Here is a 19,059-nt window from a genome sequence, read left to right as displayed (position 1 = left end):
TTTACCACATCCAACTGATGGGGGCGACAACCAAAAACGTTACCGGTTCACCCCGCCAGTGAGTAGTTAGCGGATGCTGACGCACTGAGCGTAGACGCGTTGTGCGGTTTTGGTGCAAAAAATTTCAATTGCTGTACCGAATTCACACAGGGCTGCTTTGTGATCGAATCGAGCAGCCCGTTGTTTATCGGTCATTTCGGCATTTTTTGTGCGGCGGCTGGTTCTGTCATGGTGCATGCCGGATCAAAATGGCTCATGTCGGGGCGCCCGGAGGACGCTGCAGGCGGCAGTTCGTCGTGAAGCGCGTGGCATTCGCAGGTATGCTGCCGTCCTGTCGCTTGGTGCCGCCGTCTTTTGGTATGGGCGCTAAGCTGAAAAAAGATGACCAGAGGGGAGTGCGCGCTGTGTTCGCTTTAGATCCACGACTTCAACAAGACACGTTGCCGATCGGCGATTTCCCGCTCTGTCGGTTGCTGTTGTCCAATGATTCGAATTACCCATGGTTCATCCTCGTGCCACGCCGCGAGGATATCAGTGAGATATTTCAGTTGGATGTCGCAGATCAACAGCAGCTGTGGCAGGAAACGACCGCGCTGGCGGAAATGCTCAAGGACTCATTCGATGCGGACAAGTTGAATGTCGCAGCCCTGGGTAATGTCGTCAGTCAGTTGCACATGCATGTGATTGTGCGCAAACGTGAGGACGCCGCCTGGCCAGCTCCGGTCTGGGGCAAGCAGCCGGCCAAATCCTACAGTCCAGAGCAGATCGCGACGATTCGTGAACGGCTGCGTCTGGTGTTGACCGATGATTTCACGTTTCTGGAGGGTTGAGTCATGAGCCTGGAAGAACGCGTTACCGATCTGGAAAGCCAGTTGGCGTTTCAGGATGATACCATCCAGGCATTGAGTGATGTGCTGGCGACGCAGCAGCGCGCAGTGGAGCGCCTGCAACTGCAAATGGCCGCATTGCTCAAGCGGCAAGAGGAAATGGCCGGTCAGTTCGAGTCCTTCGAAGAAGAGGCGCCACCGCCGCATTACTGAAAAGCAGTTCATAAAAAAACCGCGAACAGCCTGGGCTGTTCGCGGTTTTTTTTAGCCTTGGAGTCAGCGACGCGGCAGGGCGGCGATCACATCTTCGGCTTGCAGGCCTTTGTCACGGTTCATGACAGAGAACTCCACGCGCTGGCCTTCGACCAGAACACGGTGGCCTTCACCGCGAATTGCCCGGAAGTGCACGAAAATATCATCACCGGAATCACGGGAAATAAAGCCGAAGCCTTTGGAGGTGTTGAACCATTTAACGGTGCCAGTATCGCGGTTGCTCATGTCATAGCTTGGCGAGGCGGCGGCCGGTGAAGATTTGTAGAAGCTGACGGCCAGGTGCAGAAGAATGGCGATCAGGGCAACGACCAGGCTGAACAGAACGGCAGGTTGACCGGCGATGACAGGCATCGGGGCGATCAGCGTCAGGGTTTGCAGCACGACAGCCAGCACCAGCAAGGCACTGACCAGGTTTTGCAGTTGATGACGCGGGCCTTTGTTCCAGTAAGGGATAACAGGTGCAAGGGTGAGGTTGAGCAGGCCGAAAAAGGCCAGGTACAGCGCATCAGGTTGTTGCAGGTAAGGTACCGCTTCGGATCGCAGGCTAGGGATGAAGGACAGCAGCAGGGCTGCTGCGCCCATTAGCAGGTGGACGATTTTCAACATTTTGATTAACTCACGTTAAGACGGATCACAAGGAAGAGCTGATGGAGCGCGGTTCGCTTCAGAACAATAAGAGGCGTTGGACACGTACCCGATATCAGCCTATGCGCAACCCCCGGAAAATAGGCGGTAGCGACACACTGCCTATTTAACAGCAAAGCCCGCGGCTACTCAAATCAGGCAGTCCAGCGGTGCTTTCCACTGGCCGGTGTGCGAATGACGCTTGCTGAGTATTGTTCGCGCGCAGCGTTCCTCGGAATTTTTACCTTTTCATTGAGTGATGTTGCGTCAGTTCTTGTGGGAAAACGTCCGGCCTAGGACGTGCTCCATGATCTCCCCTCCGTTGTTGGCTTATCCTACGTTGATGGTCATAAAGTCATCTGGATATGCCTGTGCGCCTGCGCTTTTATAAGGAAACGGAATATGACTCTTATAAGCAGCAAGGATGGCAAAGGAGTGTCAACGGTATGGTTCATGAAGACAGGCGAAACGAGGGGAGGGTCGGTCCACTCAAGGACGTAAGGATTGATTCATTAGTCAGCGAATTCGATATGGGCCTGGCCCAGCCATTGTCCCGGTCGGTGCGTTTGAATGGCTTTGCGACCTGTTTACGGCTGGAGCAGGTCTATTGGGATATTTTGGGGGATATGGCCAAGGTCAATCGCTGCTCGGTCAGTGCGCTATTGTCCCGCGTGGATCGCGAAGTGCATTTGCGTCATGGCGGGGTGAAGAACTTCACCGGGCTGGTGCGGGTTGTCTGCGTCGTGCATAGCCTGAAGGAGGGAAGTTGCCTCGTCATGGCTTAGCGGTTGGCGGTTGATCGGGTCGAGTGTCGGTCTGTGCAGTCTTACGGCTGCACAGGCTGCATTTAATGGATATAATCCCGCCCTTTGCCGCAAAGCCCAGCATGCGCGGTAGCAATCTGATCGCCGAGACAACCCCCATGCCGATGTACGACTATCAATGTGCTTCCTGTGGTCATCAGTTGGAAGCCATTCAAAAGATCAGCGCAGCACCGCTGGTCGACTGCCCTGCCTGCCAGGCGCCGGAGCTGAAAAAGATGCTGTCCATGCCGGGCTTCCGCCTCAGCGGCACCGGCTGGTACGAAACCGACTTCAAGACCGGTTCCAAGAAGAATCTGGCCGGTGGCGACAAAGCTGACTAGGGTCTAGCGCCCGGGCTGAATGACACGCGTGAGCTCTTGCATCATCCGGCACCTTGTTTAAGTGCGAGGGTGTGGCAAGACCTCCAACCGAATTTTGAATTACGAGAAGTGAAACCACTACCATGATGCGCAGCCATTATTGCGGCCAACTGAACGAAAGCCTGGAAGGCCAGGAAATTACCCTTTGCGGATGGGTTCACCGTCGCCGTGACCACGGTGGGGTGATTTTCCTCGATATCCGTGATCGTGACGGTCTGGCCCAGGTGGTGTTCGACCCGGACCGCGCTGAATCCTTCGCCGCCGCCGATCGCGTGCGCAGCGAATACGTGGTCAAGATCACCGGCAAGGTTCGCCTGCGTCCGGCCGGTGCCACCAACGCCAACATGGCGTCGGGCATGATCGAAGTGCTGGGCTACGAACTGGAAGTGTTGAACGAAGCGGAAACCCCGCCGTTCCCGCTCAACGAGTTCTCCGACGTCGGCGAAGAAACCCGTCTGCGTTATCGTTTCCTCGACCTGCGTCGCCCGGAAATGCTCGAGAAGCTGCGTCTGCGTTCGCGCATGACCACCAGCATCCGTCGCTTCCTGGACGAGAACGGCTTCCTCGATGTCGAGACGCCGATCCTGACCCGCGCCACGCCGGAAGGCGCTCGCGACTACCTGGTACCGAGCCGTACTCACGCCGGTTCCTTCTTCGCCTTGCCGCAATCGCCACAGCTGTTCAAGCAGCTGCTGATGGTCGCCGGCTTCGATCGTTACTACCAGATCGCCAAGTGCTTCCGCGACGAAGACCTGCGTGCCGACCGTCAACCTGAATTCACCCAGATCGACATCGAAACCAGCTTCCTCGATGAAAAAGAGATCATGGGCATCACCGAGCAAATGATCCGCAACCTGTTCAAGGAAGTGCTGGACCTGGAGTTCGGCGACTTCCCGCACATGACCTTCGAAGAGGCCATGCGTCGTTACGGTTCCGACAAGCCTGACCTGCGTAACCCGCTGGAACTGGTCGACGTTGCCGATCAACTGAAAGAAGTCGACTTCAAGGTGTTCAGCGGCCCTGCCAACGACCCGAAATGCCGCGTTGCCGCTCTGCGCGTTCCAGGCGCGGCAAGCATGCCGCGCAGCAAGATCGACGACTACACCAAGTTTGTCGGCATCTACGGTGCCAAGGGCCTGGCGTACATCAAGGTCAACGAGCGCGCCAAAGGCGTCGAAGGTCTGCAGTCGCCGATCGTCAAGAACATCCCTGAAGCCAACCTCAATGTGATCCTTGATCGCGTTGGCGCGGTTGACGGCGACATCGTGTTCTTCGGTGCCGACAAAGCCAAGATCGTCAGCGAAGCCCTGGGCGCGCTGCGGATCAAGGTCGGTCACGATCTGAACCTGCTGACCTGCGAGTGGGCCCCGATGTGGGTCGTCGACTTCCCGATGTTCGAAGAAAACGACGACGGCAGCTTCACCGCGTTGCACCACCCGTTCACCGCGCCGAAGTGTTCGCCGGAAGAATTGGAAGCCAACCCGGCAGCCGCGCTGTCCCGTGCCTACGACATGGTCCTGAACGGCACCGAGCTGGGTGGCGGTTCGATCCGTATCCACCGCAAGGAAATGCAACAGTCGGTGTTCCGTCTGCTGGGTATCAGTGAAGCGGAACAGGAAGAGAAATTCGGCTTCCTGCTCGACGCCCTGAAATACGGCGCGCCGCCGCACGGTGGTCTGGCCTTCGGTCTGGACCGTCTGGTGATGCTGATGACCGGCGCCCAGTCGATCCGTGAAGTGATCGCCTTCCCGAAAACCCAGAGCGCTGCCTGCGTCATGACTCAGGCTCCGGGTCTGGTGGATGCCAAGGCATTGCGCGAACTGCACATTCGTCTGCGCGAAACGCCAAAGGCTGAGTAAGACTGACCTTGTGGGCGCATCTTCGGATGCGCCCCTTCTTTATAGATAGGGTCGAGATTTTTTTTTGCTGGCTGGCGCATCATGGCGTGGCGGGCAATGTTTCAAAGATAATTCGGAGCGAGTTATGGCGGGTCATTCCAAGTGGGCGAACATCAAGCACCGCAAAGAACGTCAGGATGCCAAGAAGGGCAAGATTTTCACCAAGTGGATTCGTGAACTGACGGTTGCTGCTCGTCAGGGCGGCGGTGATCCAGGCTCCAACCCGCGTCTGCGTCTGGCGCTGGATAAAGCGCTGGGTGCGAACATGAGCCGCGACATCATCGACCGCGCGGTTGCTCGCGGTGCCGGCGCTGCCGATACCGACGACATGGTCGAGCTGACCTACGAAGGTTACGGCCCGGGAGGCGTGGCGGTGATGGTCGAATGCATGACCGACAACCGCAACCGCACCGCAGCGGCTGTTCGCCATGCTTTCAGCAAGTGCGGCGGCAACCTCGGCACCGACGGTTCGGTGGCCTACCTGTTCGAGCGCAAGGGGCAGATTTCCTTCGCACCAGGCGTTGATGAGGATGCACTGATGGAAGCGGCCATGGAGGCTGACGCCGATGACGTGGTGACCCACGAAGACGGCTCCATCGACGTGTTCACCTCGTTCGCCGGCTTCTATTCCGTGCGCAACGCTTTGGAGGCTGCCGGCTTCAAGGGCGATGACGCGGAAATCGTCATGCTGCCGACCACCAGTGCCGAACTGGACCTGGAAGGCGCCGAGAAGGTTCTGAAGCTGATCGACATGCTTGAAGACCTGGATGACGTGCAGAATGTCTACTCCAATGCCGACATTCCGGAGTCGGTCGCCGCACAGCTCGGATGATGCATTGATAAAGATCGCAGCTTTCACCTGGCCCCTGTAGGAGCTGGCGAAGCCTGCGATCTTTTGATTTTGGCTTTTTATTTAAAAGATCGCAGCCTTCGGCAGCTCCTACACAGTTATCCTCAAGCCACCGCGATCTCTTTCTGCAGGCGTTATGACTTTAATTCTTGGAATCGACCCCGGTTCGCGTATCACCGGTTATGGCGTGGTACGTGATACCGGGCGTGGCTGCGTGTACGTGGCGTCGGGCTGCATTCGCACGGGCTCCGGCGAGCTGCATGAGCGCCTGCAAATCGTCTATCGCGGCGTGCGTGAGGTGATCCAGACCTACGGCCCGGTGACCATGGGCATCGAAAAAGTCTTCATGGCGCGCAATGCCGACTCCGCCCTCAAGCTCGGTCAGGCCCGCGGCGCTGCCATCGTGGCCGGTGCCGAGGAAAGCCTGGAAATCGCCGAATACACTGCGACCCAGGTTAAACAGGCGGTGACCGGCACCGGCGGGGCGAACAAGGAACAAGTGCAAATGATGGTCATGCACATGCTGAAATTGACCAGCAAGCCGCAAATCGATGCTTCGGATGCCCTGGCCATCGCGATTTGTCATGCTCACACCCGTTCCAGTCTGTTGCCTCATGGTCTGGGTACAGCACGCAGTCGTGGCGGGCGCCTGCGTCTCTGATAGCATCAGCAATCATTTTTTATGGAATGAGGGTTTTGTGCCTGTGTTGTCGGCGCAAAACCCTTGTTCTGTCAGTCGCCAGCACTGATCTGGCCAAGGCTCAAGGATCTGAAACGTGATTGGACGCTTGCGCGGCACTTTGGCTGAGAAACAGCCGCCGCACCTGATTCTGGATGTAAACGGTCTGGGGTATGAGCTGGAAGTACCCATGACCACGCTTTATCGCTTGCCGTCGGTCGGTGAACCGCTGACCTTGCACACCCATTTGGTCGTACGCGAAGACGCGCAGTTACTCTATGGCTTCTTTGGCAAGCGCGAGCGAGACTTTTTTCGCGAATTGATCCGTCTCAATGGTGTGGGGCCGAAACTGGCGCTGGCCTTGATGTCGAGCCTGGAGGTCGACGAGCTGGTTCGTTGCGTGCAGTCCCAGGACACTTCGGCGCTGACCAAGGTGCCGGGCGTGGGCAAGAAGACGGCCGAGCGTTTGCTGGTGGAACTCAAGGACCGCTTTAAAGCGTGGGAAACCGTGCCGGCGATGTTCGCGTTGGTGCCAAACCAGCCGGGTGGGCCAGATGCGCCTCCGGTCGCCACCGCCGAAAATGACGCGGTCAGCGCGCTGATTTCCCTGGGCTACAAGCCGCAAGAGGCCAGCAAGGCGATTTCCGCGATCAAGGAGAAAGGTTTGAGCAGTGAAGACATGATTCGTCGTGCCCTTAAGGGAATGATCTAAGTGATTGAAGCTGATCGTCTAATCGCCGCCACGGGTGGTCCCCGTGACCGCGAGGAAGTCCAGGACCGGGCGATTCGTCCTGTCAGCCTGGCCGAATACATTGGCCAGCCGACCGTTCGCGAGCAAATGGAGTTGTTCATCCAGGCCGCGCGCGGGCGCAATGAGTCCCTGGATCACACCCTGATTTTCGGCCCACCGGGCCTGGGTAAAACCACCCTGGCCAACATCATTGCCCAGGAAATGGGCGTGTCGATCAAAAGCACCTCGGGTCCGGTCCTTGAGCGTCCGGGTGATCTGGCGGCGTTGCTGACCAACCTTGAACCCCATGACGTGCTGTTCATCGACGAGATCCATCGGTTGTCGCCGATCGTCGAAGAAGTGCTGTACCCGGCCATGGAAGATTTCCAGCTCGACATCATGATCGGCGAAGGGCCGGCCGCGCGCTCGATCAAACTCGATCTGCCGCCGTTCACCCTGGTCGGCGCAACCACCCGGGCCGGCATGCTGACCAACCCGTTGCGCGACCGTTTCGGGATCGTCCAGCGTCTGGAGTTCTACAGCACCGCCGACCTGGCGACGATTGTCAGCCGTTCGGCGAACATTCTCGGTTTGCCGCTGGACCCGGAAGGCGCCTACGAAATCGCCCGCCGTGCCCGTGGCACGCCACGGATCGCCAACCGCTTGCTGCGCCGGGTCCGGGATTTTGCCGAGGTCCGCGCCAAGGGGCATATCACCAAGCCGATCGCCGACCTGGCGCTGAACCTGCTGGATGTCGATGAGCGAGGTTTCGACCATCAGGATCGACGCCTGCTGCTGACCATGATCGAGAAGTTCGACGGTGGGCCGGTGGGGGTGGACAGTCTGGCGGCGGCGATCAGCGAAGAACGTCACACCATTGAAGACGTGCTGGAGCCGTATTTGATCCAGCAGGGCTATATCATGCGCACTCCGCGGGGGCGGGTGGTCACTCGGCATGCGTACCTGCACTTCGGTTTAAACATCCCGTCACGATTAGGCGAGATGCCCGTGGTAGACGAGTTCCTCGATGCCGTGGACGATTAGTAACCTTTGCGCGCTGATTTATTCGGGGTTTGTGCTGTCCCAGGACCGTACTTTCGCCATAAAGCCGCGAATCAATGAAAAACAGTTGCCTGGCCGGATTGGCAACCTGAGGAGTAAGCACTAGAGTATGCGCGCGCAAAACGGGCTTGAGCCGTTCGCACTTCGTTGTCGCGTTTATTACGAGGACACCGATGCGGGCGGCATCGTGTATTACGTCAATTACCTCAAGTTTATGGAACGGGCTCGAACCGAGCGGCTCCGGGAGCTGGGCTTTGCCCAGTCGGCGCTGGCAGGGGAGGACCTGTTGTTCGTCGTGCATTCCAGCGAAGCGCGTTACCACGCGCCGGCGCGACTGGATGACGAACTGCTGGTAAGCGCTGAAGTAATTGAATTGAACCGGGTCAGCCTGCGCTTCAAACAGCAGGTCAGGCGGGCTACGGATAATGTGCTGCTCTGCGAAGGGCAGTTTCTGGTGGCCTGTGTGCGCACTAACAGTTTAAAACCCCGGGCCATTCCCGAAGCTCTACGTGCGGTCTTTGCCGACGTGAGCGGCGCGGGTACACACTCAAAGCAGGAGATAAAGCGTGGAAGCTAACGTCGTCGACCATTCCTCCATGTGGAGCCTGGTCAGCAATGCCAGTATCGTGGTGCAACTGGTAATGCTGATCCTGGTAGCCGCATCGGTGACCTCATGGATCATGATCTTTCAGCGCAGCAACTTGCTGCGTGCCGGTCGACGCGCCCTGGAGAGCTTTGAAGAGCGCTTCTGGTCGGGTATCGACCTGTCCAAACTCTACCGTCAGGCCGGCAGCAACCCTGATCCGGATTCGGGCGTCGAGCAGATCTTCCGTGCTGGCTTCAAGGAATTCTCCCGTCTGCGTCAGCAGTCAGGCGTGGACCCGGAAGCGGTCATGGAAGGCGTGGCCCGTGCCATGCGCGTGGCCATCTCCCGTGAGGAAGAAAAGCTCGAGCAGAGCCTGCCATTCCTCGCCACCGTCGGTTCTGTCAGCCCGTACATCGGTCTGTTCGGTACGGTCTGGGGCATCATGAACTCCTTCCGTGGTCTGGCAACTGCCCAGCAAGCGACCCTGGCCACCGTGGCCCCGGGTATTGCCGAAGCACTGATTGCCACCGCGATCGGTCTGTTCGCCGCTATCCCGGCCGTTATCGCTTACAACCGTTTTGCTGCTCGCAGCGAAACCCTGCTGGGCCGTTACTACACCTTCGCCGATGAATTCCAGGCGATCCTGCACCGCAAAGTGCACACCAGCGAAGAATAAGCAGGTAATTTCCAATGGCTTTAATCGCTCGAGCTCGCAAAAAGCGCAAGCCGGTTGCCGAGATGAACGTGGTGCCTTACATCGACGTGATGCTGGTACTGCTGGTCATCTTCATGGTGACCGCGCCGATGCTCAATCAGGGCGTGAAAGTTGATCTGCCCAAGGTTTCCAGCGAAGCCTTGCCGCAGGACAACAACACTCAGGTCCTGACCATTTCGATCAAGTCTGACAAGACCTACTACTGGAACCTTGGCAGCGAAGTCGACACCGAAAAGCAGCAGGACAAGGCCATGACCTTGCCGCAAATGACCGACGCGGTGACCAAGATCATTCGCGCCGGTACTGAAGGCGGCAAGCGTACCCAGGTATTCATTCGCGGCGACAAGACTGTCGATTACGGCTCCGTCATGGGCGCGATGGGCGGGTTGCAGAAAGCCGGGGTCGGTAATGTTGGCTTGATTACCGAGGCACCCTGATGCAGCAAATGCGAGAGCCGTCCGCCTCGGAAAGCTACTTCTGGCCTAGTGTCTGGGCGATTGTCTTGCACGTGCTGGTGTTCGGCATGCTGTTTGTCAGTTTCGCCTTCACACCGGAGCTGCCGCCGGCCAAGCCGATCGTCCAGGCGACCCTGTACCAGTTGAAATCGAAAAGTCGGGCGACCACCCAGACCAATCAGAAGATTGCGGGTGAAGCGCAGAAATCTGCTGCGCGCCAGACCGAAGTCGAACAGATGGAACAGAAAAAGATCGAGCAGGAAGCGATCAAGGCCGCGGAACAAAAGAAGGAAGATGCGGCTCAAAAAGCCGAAGAATCCAAGAAGGCCGACGAGACGAAGAAAGCGGAAGAGGCAAAAAAGGCTGATGAAGCCAAGAAAGCCGATGAAGCCAAGAAGACCGCCGAAGCCAAAAAGGCCGAAGAGAAACAATTGGCTGATATAGCCAAGAAGAAATCTGAAGAAGAAGCCAAGAAAGCTGCTGAAGAAGAGGCCAAGAAAGCGGCCGCTGAAGAAGCGAAGAAAAAGATCGTCGAAGACGCGAAAAAGAAAGCCGCCGAAGACGCCAAGAAGAAATCTGAAGCTGAAGAGGCGAAGAAGAAAGTCGCCGAAGACGCGAAGAAGAAAGCTGCTGCCGATGCCGCGAAGAAAAAATCGCAGGAAGCGGCACGTAAATCCGTCGATGAGAAAAAGGCTCAGGCCCTGGCAGATTTGCTTTCCGACACGCCGCAGCGTCAGCAGGCCTTGGCCGATGAGCAGGGTGACGAAGTCGCCGGCAACTTCGATGACCTGATTCGCTCGCGCGCTTCTGAAGGTTGGGCGCAGCCACCGTCGGCCCGCAAGGGCATGAAAGTGATCCTGCAAATCAACATGCTGCCTGACGGAACGATCTCCGGTGTATCGGTTGCCCGTTCCAGTGGTGATGTGCCGTTCGACAGTTCAGCGGTAGCGGCGGTAAAAAATATTGGTCGATTGACCGAAATGCAGGGTCTGAAGCCAGCTGATTTCGCACCCTATCGTTCATTCAAGATGACATTCACACCTGAGGATCTAGCCTTGTGAGAAACCTTCTTCGAGGACTGCTTGTAGTCATGTTCTGCTTTGCAGGACTGGCCACGGCAGATGAAAAAAATATCCTGGTCAGCAGTGGTAGCTCCCAGGCAACTCCAATTGCCGTAGTGCCATTCGGTTTCCAGGGTGGCACCGTGCTGCCGGATGACATGGCCGAAATCATCGGTAACGACCTGCGTAACTCGGGTTACTACGCACCGATTCCAAAGCAGAACATGATCAGCCAGCCAAGCCAGGCGAGCGAAATCATTTTCCGTGACTGGAAGGCTGTTGGCGCCCAGTACATTATGGTCGGCAGTATCGTTCCAGCGGGCGGTCGCCTGCAGGTTCAATACGCACTGTTCAACGTCGCCACCGAGCAGCAAGTGTTGACCGGCAGCGTGTCGGGCAGCGTCGATCAACTGCGCGACATGGCGCACTACATCTCCGACCAGTCGTTCGAGAAACTCACCGGTATCAAAGGTGCGTTCTCGACTCGTCTGCTGTACGTGACGGCCGAACGGTTCTCTGAGAAGAACACCCGCTACACGCTGCAACGTTCGGACTATGACGGTGCCCGTGCCGTGACCCTGCTGCAATCGCGCGAGCCGATCCTGTCGCCGCGTTTTGCACCGGATGGCAAGCGCATCGCCTACGTGTCGTTCGAGCAGAAGCGTCCGCGTATTTTCATGCAGAACATCGACACCGGTCGCCGTGAGCAGATCACCAACTTCGAAGGCCTGAATGGTGCGCCAGCATGGTCGCCGGATGGTCAGCGCCTGGCGTTCGTACTGTCGAAAGACGGCAACCCGGACATTTATGTAATGAACCTGGGTTCGCGTCAGATCAGTCGCGTCACCAACGGTCAAGGCATCAACACCGAACCGTTCTGGGGTAAAGATGGTTCGACCATCTACTTCACCTCCGACCGTGGCGGCAAGCCACAGATCTACAAAACCAGCGCAAGCGGTGGTGGTGCGGAGCGTGTGACCTTCATCGGTAACTACAACGCCAACCCTAAACTGTCGGCTGATGAAAAGACCCTGGTGATGATCCATCGTCAGGAAGGCTTCACTAATTTCAAGGTGGCGGCCCAGGATTTGCAGCGAGGTAGTGTAAAGATCCTCACTGATAGCACTCTGGACGAGTCACCTACTGTTGCGCCCAACGGCACCATGGTAATCTACGCCACCCGCCAGCAGGGCCGGGGAGTCTTGATGCTCGTGTCCATTAATGGACGCGTAAGGCTCCCGCTTCCTACCGCACAAGGCGAAGTCAGAGAACCTTCCTGGTCCCCTTACCTGAACTGACGCGGCGCTACACGTTGTACTTAACACACTGGGGTTCATTAGGAGTTTCACGATGGAAATGCTGAAGTTTGGTAAATTTGCTGCGCTGGCTCTGGCCATGGCTGTAGCTGTAGGTTGCTCGTCCAAAGGCGGCGACAACGCCGGTGAAGGCGCTGTTGATCCAAACGCTGGTTACGGCGCTAACACTGGTGCTGTTGACGGCTCCCTGAGCGAAGAAGCTGCTCTGCGCGCAATCACCACCTTCTACTTCGAATACGACAGCTCGGACCTGAAGCCAGAAGCTATGCGCGCTCTGGACGTTCACGCCAAAGACCTGAAAGCAAACGGCGCTCGCGTTGTTCTGGAAGGCAACACCGACGAACGTGGTACTCGTGAGTACAACATGGCACTGGGCGAGCGTCGTGCGAAAGCCGTTCAGCGCTACCTGGTACTGCAAGGTGTTTCCCCAGCTCAGCTGGAACTGGTTTCCTACGGCGAAGAGCGTCCAGTTGCTACCGGCAACGACGAGCAGTCCTGGGCTCAAAACCGTCGCGTCGAACTGCGTAAGTAATTCGTCATGCGAACGTGCCGTCGTGCTGTAACTGTTTTGGCTCTCAGCCTCGCACCGCTTGCGGTGTGGGCTGCGGTTCCTGTGGTCGAGGACAACTCTGGCTATAACAATAGCGGGAGTAGTTATCCGCCTGCGGGTTACGGTACGAACGGCGCCTATGCCGGGGGAGGGGTTTCGGCCCCTGTCTCGGCACAGGGCGAGCTGTTCAACCAACTGCAATCCATGCAGGAGCAGATCTCACGCCAACAGGGTGTGATCGAAGTTCTGCAAAATGATGTAGCGCGCATGAAGCAAGAGAACCTGGAGCGATATCAGGATCTTGATCGGCGCATAGGAACCGGCGTTGCACCAGCCGCGACTCCTGATAATTCTTCCACCGGTGGCAATTTGAATGCCCCTGGTGCAGCAGCCGGCGCAGGTACCGGAGCGGCAGCCGCTGCCACTTCCACACAAACGCCTGCCGCGGGTAGCGAACCGGCTGATCCGGCGAAGGAAAAACTGTATTACGATGCAGCCTTCGACCTGATCAAAGCCAAGGATTTCGACAAGGCCAGCCAGGCTTTCGCCGCATTCCTGCGCAAATACCCGAACAGCCAATACGCGGGCAACGCCCAGTACTGGTTGGGTGAAGTGAACCTGGCCAAAGGCGATCTGCAAGGTGCAGGTCAGGCATTTGCCAAGGTTTCGCAGCTGTACCCCAAGCACCCCAAAGTGCCTGATTCGCTGTACAAGCTCGCTGATGTAGAGCGCCGTCTCGGTCATACCGACAGGGTCAAAGGCATTCTGCAACAGGTCGTGTCCCAATATCCGGGCACCTCCGCCGCTCAGTTGGCGCAACGCGATTTGCAGCGCATGTAAGCATGCTTGGTCTGTTTTGAAGAAACCCGCGCTTGTCGCGGGTTTTTTCGTTAGAATTCATGCCCTTTTTATGAAACACGCTTTTTGGGATCTACGCGTTGGCGAGGTTCCTTGAAGTGCCTGACGGAGGCGGACAGCCTGTTTAGCTGTTACGCCCGTGGCGACTATGCAAGACACATTGAGAATCACCGAAGTTTTCTACTCGTTGCAGGGTGAAACGCGGACTGCCGGGCTGCCCACTGTTTTTGTGCGCCTGACCGGTTGCCCATTGCGTTGCCAATACTGCGACAGCGCCTACGCGTTCACTGGCGGCACCATTCGCACGCTCGACGACATCCTCGAGCAAGTGGCCGGTTTTCGCCCGCGTTATGTTTGTGTCACGGGCGGCGAACCCCTGGCGCAACCGAATGCCATTCCCTTGCTCAAGCAGTTGTGTGATGCCGGTTACGAAGTGTCGCTGGAAACCAGTGGCGCGCTGGACATCTCGGCGGTCGATCCGCGGGTCAGTCGCGTCGTCGACCTGAAAACCCCGGGCTCGAAAGAAGCGCACCGCAACCGCTACGAGAACATCGAACTGCTCACGCCTAACGATCAGGTAAAGTTTGTCATCTGCTCGCGGGAAGACTACGACTGGGCCGTGTCCAAGCTGATTCAATACGGTCTGGATCAGCGTGCCGGCGAAGTCCTGTTCTCGCCGAGCCACCATGACCTGAACGCGCGTGATCTGGCGGACTGGGTGGTGGCGGACAATCTGCCTGTGCGTCTGCAATTGCAGCTGCATAAATATCTTTGGAATGACGAGCCGGGGCGCTGAAATGACTGAACAAACGAACACTGCTGAAAAACGTGCGGTCATCCTGCTGTCCGGCGGCCTCGACTCCGCGACAGTCGTGGCCATGGCCCGTGCTGAAGGCTACCGCTGCTACACCATGAGCTTCGATTACGGTCAGCGGTCACACGCCGAATTGCACGCCGCCGCACGTGTCGCCCAGGACCTGGGTGTGGTCGAGCACAAGGTGATCGGCCTGAACTTGAACGGTATCGGCGGTTCTGCCCTGACCGACACTAGCATCGATGTGCCGGAAACGCCGGGTGAAGGTATCCCGGTGACTTACGTGCCGGCGCGCAACACCGTGTTTCTGTCCCTGGCGCTGGGCTGGGCCGAAGTGCTGGGCGCGCGTGACATCTTTATTGGCGTCAACGCGGTGGATTACTCCGGTTACCCGGATTGCCGTCCCGAGTTCATCGAAGCCTTCGAGCGCATGGCCAACCTGGCGACCAAGGCCGGGGTAGAAGGGCAGGGCTTCCGTATCCAGGCGCCACTGCAGAACCTGAGCAAGGCGCAGATCGTTCAGGCCGGCGTGAAGCTTGGCGTCGATTACGGGCTCACCGTTTCCTGCTATCAGGCAGACGATAATGGCCGCGCTTGCGGTAAATGCGACAGCTGCCGCCTGCGTGCAGAGGGCTTCGCGACGGCCGGTGTGACTGACCCAACACCTTATTTTTGATTTATTTCAAATTAGGTGTTGAATAGTCCTTAAAAATCAGTATTATACGCGCCACCACACAGCGGGTCGTTAGCTCAGTTGGTAGAGCAGTTGGCTTTTAACCAATTGGTCGTAGGTTCGAATCCCACACGACCCACCATTTTAAAAAATCTGGAAGGCCCACGTAAGTGAGGATTTCCGGGTTTTTTTTTGCCCGCGATTTGAGGTCGACTCAGTCCGGGTGACGCAGGTCAGAATCATCTTTTGCATCCACGGGATATTCTGTAGCCTTGCGCAGCTTCAACGCTATCCACGCCTGATGAATACTCACTCTCCCGGCGGTACCCTGAAGGGTCCGGAGCCGGGTGTATACTCGACTTTCGCGCGAAAGCGCCTGCAGGTCTTGCGAACATGACGCAGATTTCCGAACGCCTTCTGGTTCAAGCCCACCTCGACGCCAAGCAGCCCAAACCGCTGACCGCCGAGGAAGAGGCTTATTACCGTACTGCCATCGCTGCCGAGCTCAAGGCTCAGGACGCGGTGCTGGTTGCCCACTTCTATTGCGATCCGGTCATTCAGGCCCTGGCCGAAGAAACCGGTGGCTGCGTGTCCGACTCTCTGGAGATGGCTCGCTTCGGCAATGCCCACCCGGCCAAGACTGTGGTGGTCGCCGGTGTGAAGTTCATGGGCGAAACCGCGAAAATCCTCAACCCTGAAAAACGCATACTGATGCCGACCCTGGAAGCGACTTGCTCGCTGGACCTGGGTTGCCCGGTAGACGAGTTCTCGGCGTTCTGCGATCAGCATCCGGAGCGCACGGTGGTGGTGTATGCCAACACTTCGGCGGCAGTCAAAGCCCGGGCGGATTGGGTGGTGACTTCCAGTTGTGCGCTGGAAATCGTCGAAAGCCTGATGGATAACGGCGAAACCATCATCTGGGCCCCGGACAAGCACCTGGGCACTTACATCCAGCGCAAGACCGGCGCCGACATGCTGCTGTGGGACGGTGCCTGCATCGTCCACGAAGAGTTCAAGGCCAAGCAGCTCGAAGACATGAAAGCGCTGTACCCGGATGCGGCCATTCTGGTGCATCCGGAGTCGCCGACTGCAGTCATCGAGTTGGCCGACGCGGTGGGTTCCACCAGTCAGCTGATCGCTGCTGCGCAAAGTCTGCCGAACAAGACCCTGATTGTCGCCACCGACCGCGGCATCTTCTACAAGATGCAGCAGCTGTGCCCGGACAAGGTCTTTATCGAGGCGCCAACGGCCGGTAACGGGGCGGCTTGTCGCAGTTGCGCGCATTGCCCGTGGATGGCGATGAATACGCTTGAGCGCACCCTGAAGAGCTTGCGTGAAGGGACCAACGAGATCTTCGTTGATCCGGCGTTGATTCCGCAGGCGGTGCGGCCGTTGAAGCGGATGCTTGATTTCACTCAGGCGGCGCGGATGAAGTTGGCCGGCAACGCCTGAGAGCTGTCAGTTAAGCCGCAAAAACTGTGGGAGCGAGCCTGCTCGCGATAGCGTTCTGTCAGTCACATCCATGTTGACTGATACGCCGCCATCGCGAGCAGGCTCGCTCCCACAATGATTTGTACTCTGCGCAATTATTTGGTTTTCTTCGGGATCCGTACAAGCTGGGTATTGGAGTAGATGTCATGCCAGCTGCGCTTCTGCTTGTCGAACAGCGACCAGAAGAACCCCAGCCCGAGGCATAGCCAGGATGCGATCGACACCACAAAGCGCAGCAGCGCCTGCCACAGGCTGATGGATGAGCCGTCGGCGTTTTGCACGCGGATGCCCCAGACCTGCATGCCCAGCGTCTGCCCCGACCAGGTCCAGAACTTGGCGAAGAAGCCAAACAGCACAAACAGTAGCACCGTCGACAGCAGAGGATCACCGTCGAGTGCGCCGGCTTCGGTCAGGGCGCGCATTTTTTCTTCGCCGATGATTGCCATCTGAATCATCTTGTAAATGCCGCTGGTGACGATCAGCAGGGCGGTGCATAACAGAAAGTCGTAGAACATCGCTGCCAGGTGACGACCCAGGCCGACGGCGGGAAAGTCGCCCTGTGGGTTGAGCAGGTGTTTCGACATGGCAGCCTCAGAGCAGAAAAAGAAGCCATTTTACGGATTTACGCGCACAAAAAAGCCCCTGATATCAGTATCAGGGGCTTTTTCGTTACAGAAGATCAGGCTTCTGCTTGTACTTCGTCAGCCTGCATGCCTTTCTGGCCTTGCACAGCAACGAAAGTCACTTTCTGGCCTTCTTTCAGGCTCTTGAAGCCGTTGCCCTGAATAGCGCGGAAATGTACGAACAGATCCGGACCGCTTTCTGGAGTGATAAAACCAAAACCTTTCTCGTCGTTAAACCACTTGACGGTACCGCTCTGACGTTGGGACATTTCTTATTTCCTTTGACGCAAAAATGAATGACAGTCTCCTTCTCGTGAAAGAGTACTGGGGCTGGTTGCAGGAGAGTAAGAAGACGTCGAACGGGATGTAGCTAACTTGTAGGCTACTGCCCAGGTCACGATTCCAAGCGACCCATGCAAACACAGTGAACAAACTCTACGCCAACTACGGGAGAAAAAACAAGCCCTGCGAAGGCCCGGATTTCCTCAGCTTGATGGCAGTAAGAGCGGCCACTAGTGCAAGCTTATTCGATAGCATTGTTCAGTTGTCTTCGATCGTTATAAGTAACGTTCATAAACGAAACGTACGCACTATTTTATGGCGGCTGCGTTACACATTAGTGCATTGTTAACGCAGCCGCGTTACTTATAGAAACAGTCAATCAACCGCGATAGTAGCGTTGTGGAACAAATGGCATTTTGCTTACAAGCAAAGGCACCTTTTTCCCACGAACAATTGCCCAAACCGGCGTATCCAGACCGATATAAGCGCTGTCGAGGTAACCCATGGCCAAAGGACCGCCAAGGGTCGGACCGAAGCCACCGCTGCACACGCTGCCGATGATTTCGCCGGCTTCGTTGACGATTTCCGCACCTTCACGCACTGGCGTACGTTCCTGCGGCAGCAGGCCAACGCGTTTGCGGCTGACACCGGCTTGCTGCTGGGCGAACACGGTTTCAGCGCCGGGGAAGCCACCGGCCCGCGCGCCATCGGCACGACGAGGCTTGGAGATGGCCCACAGCAGGCTCGCTTCGATTGGGGTGGTTTCGGTGTTCATGTCGTGGCCGTAGAGGCACAGGCCAGCTTCCAGGCGCAGGGAATCGCGAGCGCCGAGGCCGATAGCCGCCACTTCCGGTTCGGCCAGCAGGGCGCGAGCCAGGGCTTCGGCGTTGGCCGCTGGTACGGAGATTTCGAAACCGTCTTCGCCGGTGTAGCCCGAACGGCTGACAAAGCAATCCACGCCCAACAGCTTCACGCGGGCGAATTGCATGAAGGTCATCTTCGCAACTGTAGGCGCCAGGCGTGCGAGCACGGTGACGGCGGCCGGACCTTGCAACGCCAGCAGTGCGCGCTCTTCGAACAGCGGCTCGATGGTGCATTGGTCGCCGATGTGCTTGCGCAGGTGCGCCAGGTCCTGATCCTTGCAGGCGGCGTTGACCACCAGGAACAGTTCATCGTTACCGAGATTGGCGACCATCAGATCGTCGAGGATGCCACCGGTCTCGTTGGTGAACATCGCGTAGCGCTGCATGCCCACTGGCAGATCGATGATGTCCACCGGCACCAGGGTTTCCAGGGCTTTGGCCGCGTTGGCGCCGGTCAGGCGGATCTGGCCCATGTGCGAAACATCGAACAGCCCGGCCTGATCACGGGTGTGCTGGTGTTCTTTCATCACGCCCAACGGGTATTGCACCGGCATGTCATAGCCGGCAAACGGCACCATGCGGGCGCCGAGTTCGAGGTGCAGTGCGTGCAACGGGGTTTTCGACAATTGTTCGGTGGACATATCCA

Annotated in this window: 23 protein-coding genes and 1 tRNA gene; 20 read left to right on the top strand and 4 right to left on the bottom strand. The window is 57.6% G+C overall.

Going from position 1 to position 19,059, the window contains the following annotated elements:
- Window positions 1-404 precede the first annotated feature (404 nt).
- A complete protein-coding gene (locus BK662_RS10150; RefSeq protein WP_123358129.1) occupies window positions 405-830 on the top strand; it encodes an HIT family protein in 426 nt (141 codons plus the stop codon).
- A 3-nt stretch (window positions 831-833) separates the two neighbouring features.
- Entirely contained in the window at window positions 834-1,040 is a 207-nt protein-coding gene (locus tag BK662_RS10145) for a SlyX family protein (RefSeq protein WP_050683199.1), read from the top strand.
- A gap of 63 nt (window positions 1,041-1,103) precedes the next feature.
- Here BK662_RS10145 and BK662_RS35680 read toward each other — a convergent pair whose 3' ends face one another.
- Complete coding sequence (locus BK662_RS35680) at window positions 1,104-1,706, bottom strand: cold-shock protein (RefSeq protein WP_048395645.1); 603 nt, start codon at window positions 1,704-1,706, stop codon at window positions 1,104-1,106.
- A 464-nt stretch (window positions 1,707-2,170) separates the two neighbouring features.
- On the opposite strand from BK662_RS35680, the gene BK662_RS10135 reads away from it, so the two are divergent.
- The 18 genes from BK662_RS10135 (at window position 2,171) to nadA (ending at window position 16,606) form a co-directional block, all read left to right on the top strand.
- The gene (locus tag BK662_RS10135) at window positions 2,171-2,509 is read left to right on the top strand and encodes a ribbon-helix-helix domain-containing protein (protein WP_123357935.1); all 339 of its coding nucleotides are present in this window, start codon (window positions 2,171-2,173) and stop codon (window positions 2,507-2,509) included.
- A gap of 137 nt (window positions 2,510-2,646) precedes the next feature.
- Window positions 2,647-2,868 (top strand): FmdB family zinc ribbon protein, encoded by a 222-nt coding sequence (locus tag BK662_RS10130; protein ID WP_010457489.1) that lies wholly within the window; start codon window positions 2,647-2,649, stop codon window positions 2,866-2,868.
- Between the two features lie 122 nt (window positions 2,869-2,990).
- Window positions 2,991-4,766, top strand: a complete 1,776-nt coding sequence (gene aspS, locus BK662_RS10125; RefSeq protein WP_123357934.1) for an aspartate--tRNA ligase — start codon at window positions 2,991-2,993, stop codon at window positions 4,764-4,766.
- Window positions 4,767-4,890: 124 nt separating this feature from the next.
- Window positions 4,891-5,637: a YebC/PmpR family DNA-binding transcriptional regulator gene (locus BK662_RS10120; RefSeq protein WP_008072427.1), complete on the top strand. Its 747-nt coding sequence runs from the start codon at window positions 4,891-4,893 to the stop codon at window positions 5,635-5,637.
- Between the two features lie 154 nt (window positions 5,638-5,791).
- The gene (ruvC, locus tag BK662_RS10115) at window positions 5,792-6,316 is read left to right on the top strand and encodes a crossover junction endodeoxyribonuclease RuvC (protein WP_007897036.1); all 525 of its coding nucleotides are present in this window, start codon (window positions 5,792-5,794) and stop codon (window positions 6,314-6,316) included.
- Between the two features lie 115 nt (window positions 6,317-6,431).
- Window positions 6,432-7,046 carry a Holliday junction branch migration protein RuvA gene (gene ruvA / locus BK662_RS10110; protein WP_038981959.1) on the top strand — a complete coding sequence of 205 codons (615 nt, stop codon included), beginning with the start codon at window positions 6,432-6,434 and terminating at the stop codon, window positions 7,044-7,046.
- On the top strand, window positions 7,047-8,108 hold the full coding sequence (gene ruvB / locus BK662_RS10105; RefSeq protein WP_123357933.1) for a Holliday junction branch migration DNA helicase RuvB: 1,062 nt from the start codon (window positions 7,047-7,049) through the stop codon (window positions 8,106-8,108).
- 127 nt (window positions 8,109-8,235) lie between these two features.
- On the top strand, window positions 8,236-8,703 hold the full coding sequence (ybgC, locus tag BK662_RS10100) for a tol-pal system-associated acyl-CoA thioesterase (protein ID WP_123357932.1): 468 nt from the start codon (window positions 8,236-8,238) through the stop codon (window positions 8,701-8,703).
- Complete coding sequence (tolQ, locus tag BK662_RS10095) at window positions 8,693-9,388, top strand: protein TolQ (protein ID WP_007897030.1); 696 nt, start codon at window positions 8,693-8,695, stop codon at window positions 9,386-9,388. Before ybgC ends, tolQ begins: the two co-directional genes overlap by 11 nt.
- A 23-nt stretch (window positions 9,389-9,411) precedes the next feature.
- Complete coding sequence (tolR, locus tag BK662_RS10090; RefSeq protein ID WP_162556275.1) at window positions 9,412-9,864, top strand: protein TolR; 453 nt, start codon at window positions 9,412-9,414, stop codon at window positions 9,862-9,864.
- A complete protein-coding gene (gene tolA / locus BK662_RS10085) occupies window positions 9,864-10,943 on the top strand; it encodes a cell envelope integrity protein TolA (protein ID WP_008072426.1) in 1,080 nt (359 codons plus the stop codon). The genes tolR and tolA overlap by 1 nt, the downstream gene beginning before the upstream one ends.
- 29 nt (window positions 10,944-10,972) lie before the next feature.
- Window positions 10,973-12,241 carry a Tol-Pal system beta propeller repeat protein TolB gene (gene tolB, locus BK662_RS10080; protein ID WP_201060569.1) on the top strand — a complete coding sequence of 423 codons (1,269 nt, stop codon included), beginning with the start codon at window positions 10,973-10,975 and terminating at the stop codon, window positions 12,239-12,241.
- A 52-nt stretch (window positions 12,242-12,293) separates the two neighbouring features.
- Entirely contained in the window at window positions 12,294-12,791 is a 498-nt protein-coding gene (gene pal, locus BK662_RS10075) for a peptidoglycan-associated lipoprotein Pal (RefSeq protein WP_003178634.1), read from the top strand.
- Between the two features lie 6 nt (window positions 12,792-12,797).
- Complete coding sequence (ybgF, locus tag BK662_RS10070; protein WP_123357930.1) at window positions 12,798-13,649, top strand: tol-pal system protein YbgF; 852 nt, start codon at window positions 12,798-12,800, stop codon at window positions 13,647-13,649.
- Between the two features lie 166 nt (window positions 13,650-13,815).
- Window positions 13,816-14,463: a 7-carboxy-7-deazaguanine synthase QueE gene (gene queE / locus BK662_RS10065; protein WP_008072914.1), complete on the top strand. Its 648-nt coding sequence runs from the start codon at window positions 13,816-13,818 to the stop codon at window positions 14,461-14,463.
- A gap of 1 nt (window position 14,464) precedes the next feature.
- Window positions 14,465-15,157: a 7-cyano-7-deazaguanine synthase QueC gene (gene queC / locus BK662_RS10060; RefSeq protein WP_123357929.1), complete on the top strand. Its 693-nt coding sequence runs from the start codon at window positions 14,465-14,467 to the stop codon at window positions 15,155-15,157.
- Window positions 15,158-15,220: 63 nt separating this feature from the next.
- Window positions 15,221-15,296: transfer RNA gene (locus BK662_RS10055), tRNA-Lys, on the top strand.
- Window positions 15,297-15,547: 251 nt separating this feature from the next.
- On the top strand, window positions 15,548-16,606 hold the full coding sequence (gene nadA / locus BK662_RS10050; RefSeq protein ID WP_052964278.1) for a quinolinate synthase NadA: 1,059 nt from the start codon (window positions 15,548-15,550) through the stop codon (window positions 16,604-16,606).
- A gap of 134 nt (window positions 16,607-16,740) precedes the next feature.
- Here nadA and BK662_RS10045 read toward each other — a convergent pair whose 3' ends face one another.
- The 3 genes from BK662_RS10045 to gcvT all read right to left on the bottom strand — a co-directional run bounded on the left by BK662_RS10045 (window position 16,741) and on the right by gcvT (window position 19,054).
- The gene (locus tag BK662_RS10045; RefSeq protein WP_123357928.1) at window positions 16,741-17,229 is read right to left on the bottom strand and encodes an RDD family protein; all 489 of its coding nucleotides are present in this window, start codon (window positions 17,227-17,229) and stop codon (window positions 16,741-16,743) included.
- 95 nt (window positions 17,230-17,324) lie between these two features.
- The gene (locus BK662_RS10040; RefSeq protein ID WP_003175786.1) at window positions 17,325-17,537 is read right to left on the bottom strand and encodes a cold-shock protein; all 213 of its coding nucleotides are present in this window, start codon (window positions 17,535-17,537) and stop codon (window positions 17,325-17,327) included.
- Window positions 17,538-17,929: 392 nt separating this feature from the next.
- Window positions 17,930-19,054 carry a glycine cleavage system aminomethyltransferase GcvT gene (gene gcvT / locus BK662_RS10035; protein ID WP_123357927.1) on the bottom strand — a complete coding sequence of 375 codons (1,125 nt, stop codon included), beginning with the start codon at window positions 19,052-19,054 and terminating at the stop codon, window positions 17,930-17,932.
- Window positions 19,055-19,059 lie beyond the last annotated feature (5 nt).

Source organism: Pseudomonas frederiksbergensis, from assembly GCF_003732275.1.
Taxonomy (GTDB): Bacteria; Pseudomonadota; Gammaproteobacteria; order Pseudomonadales; family Pseudomonadaceae; genus Aquipseudomonas; species Aquipseudomonas frederiksbergensis_H.
This window is presented reverse-complemented; position numbering and strand designations above follow the sequence as displayed.

Excerpts from the sequence above, each read along its gene's own strand:
- ruvC (WP_007897036.1), top strand. The coding sequence starts at position 5,792 with ATGACTTTAATTCTTGGAATCGACCCCGGTTCGCGTATCACCGGTTAT.
- tolB (WP_201060569.1), top strand. The coding sequence starts at position 10,973 with ATGTTCTGCTTTGCAGGACTGGCCACGGCAGATGAAAAAAATATCCTG.
- gcvT (WP_123357927.1), bottom strand. The coding sequence starts at position 19,054 with ATGTCCACCGAACAATTGTCGAAAACCCCGTTGCACGCACTGCACCTC.
- BK662_RS35680 (WP_048395645.1), bottom strand. The coding sequence starts at position 1,706 with ATGTTGAAAATCGTCCACCTGCTAATGGGCGCAGCAGCCCTGCTGCTG.
- tolA (WP_008072426.1), top strand. The coding sequence starts at position 9,864 with ATGCAGCAAATGCGAGAGCCGTCCGCCTCGGAAAGCTACTTCTGGCCT.
- pal (WP_003178634.1), top strand. The coding sequence starts at position 12,294 with ATGGAAATGCTGAAGTTTGGTAAATTTGCTGCGCTGGCTCTGGCCATG.
- BK662_RS10130 (WP_010457489.1), top strand. The coding sequence starts at position 2,647 with ATGCCGATGTACGACTATCAATGTGCTTCCTGTGGTCATCAGTTGGAA.
- BK662_RS10135 (WP_123357935.1), top strand. The coding sequence starts at position 2,171 with ATGGTTCATGAAGACAGGCGAAACGAGGGGAGGGTCGGTCCACTCAAG.
- BK662_RS10120 (WP_008072427.1), top strand. The coding sequence starts at position 4,891 with ATGGCGGGTCATTCCAAGTGGGCGAACATCAAGCACCGCAAAGAACGT.
- BK662_RS10145 (WP_050683199.1), top strand. The coding sequence starts at position 834 with ATGAGCCTGGAAGAACGCGTTACCGATCTGGAAAGCCAGTTGGCGTTT.
- ybgF (WP_123357930.1), top strand. The coding sequence starts at position 12,798 with ATGCGAACGTGCCGTCGTGCTGTAACTGTTTTGGCTCTCAGCCTCGCA.
- BK662_RS10040 (WP_003175786.1), bottom strand. The coding sequence starts at position 17,537 with ATGTCCCAACGTCAGAGCGGTACCGTCAAGTGGTTTAACGACGAGAAA.
- ybgC (WP_123357932.1), top strand. The coding sequence starts at position 8,236 with ATGCGCGCGCAAAACGGGCTTGAGCCGTTCGCACTTCGTTGTCGCGTT.
- aspS (WP_123357934.1), top strand. The coding sequence starts at position 2,991 with ATGATGCGCAGCCATTATTGCGGCCAACTGAACGAAAGCCTGGAAGGC.
- queC (WP_123357929.1), top strand. The coding sequence starts at position 14,465 with ATGACTGAACAAACGAACACTGCTGAAAAACGTGCGGTCATCCTGCTG.
- nadA (WP_052964278.1), top strand. The coding sequence starts at position 15,548 with ATGACGCAGATTTCCGAACGCCTTCTGGTTCAAGCCCACCTCGACGCC.
- BK662_RS10045 (WP_123357928.1), bottom strand. The coding sequence starts at position 17,229 with ATGTCGAAACACCTGCTCAACCCACAGGGCGACTTTCCCGCCGTCGGC.
- queE (WP_008072914.1), top strand. The coding sequence starts at position 13,816 with ATGCAAGACACATTGAGAATCACCGAAGTTTTCTACTCGTTGCAGGGT.